The 704-nt window shown below is 65.5% G+C and carries 1 protein-coding gene; it reads left to right on the top strand.

Annotated elements, in window-relative coordinates:
- Positions 1 to 704 (top strand): glycoside hydrolase family 11 protein (locus Vlu01_RS27335; RefSeq protein ID WP_373307522.1); only part of this gene is annotated, 704 nt, incomplete at both ends.

Raw genomic sequence — 704 nt, 5'->3', positions numbered from 1 at the left:
CGCGTCAGGATGCTGGCTGCCGCTGCCTTCGCCGCAGTGTTGGCCACCACCGGCACCGTCGCGATCTCGGCCAGCCCCGCCCTCGCTGAGGCCGACCGGCAGGTCTGCTCGAACACGGAGGGCAACCACAACGGGTTCTTCTTCTCGTTCTGGAAGGACAGCGGCGACGCCTGCATGGTGTTGCGCGAGAACGGTCGCTACTCCAGCTCGTGGAGCAGGAGCACCAACAACTGGGTCGGTGGCAAGGGCTGGAACCCGGGCACCCGCCGTACGATCTCCTACTCGGGTAGCTACAACCCGGGTAACAACAACAGCTACCTGGCCCTGTATGGCTGGACCCGCAACCCGCTGGTCGAGTACTACATCGTCGAGAACTTCGGTAGCTACAACCCGAGCAGCGGGGCGACCCGGCTCGGTTCCATCACCACCGATGGCGGCACCTACGACATTCTGCGTAGCCAGCGGGTCAACCAGCCCTCGATCGATGGCACCGCGACGTTCTACCAGTACTGGAGCGTCCGGCAGCAGAAGCGCAGCAGCGGCACCATCACCACCGCCAACCACTTCGACGCCTGGGCCCGGGTGGGGCTGAACCTGGGTAACCACTACTACCAGATCATGGCCACCGAGGGTTACCAGAGCCAGGGCAGCTCGGACATCACCCTGTCCGAGGGCGGAACTCCCGGCCCCGGCCCGACCAACCC

Origin of the sequence: Micromonospora lutea (genome assembly GCF_016863535.1) — a bacterium.
GTDB classification, from domain to species: Bacteria; Actinomycetota; Actinomycetes; order Mycobacteriales; family Micromonosporaceae; genus Micromonospora; species Micromonospora lutea.
This window is presented reverse-complemented; position numbering and strand designations above follow the sequence as displayed.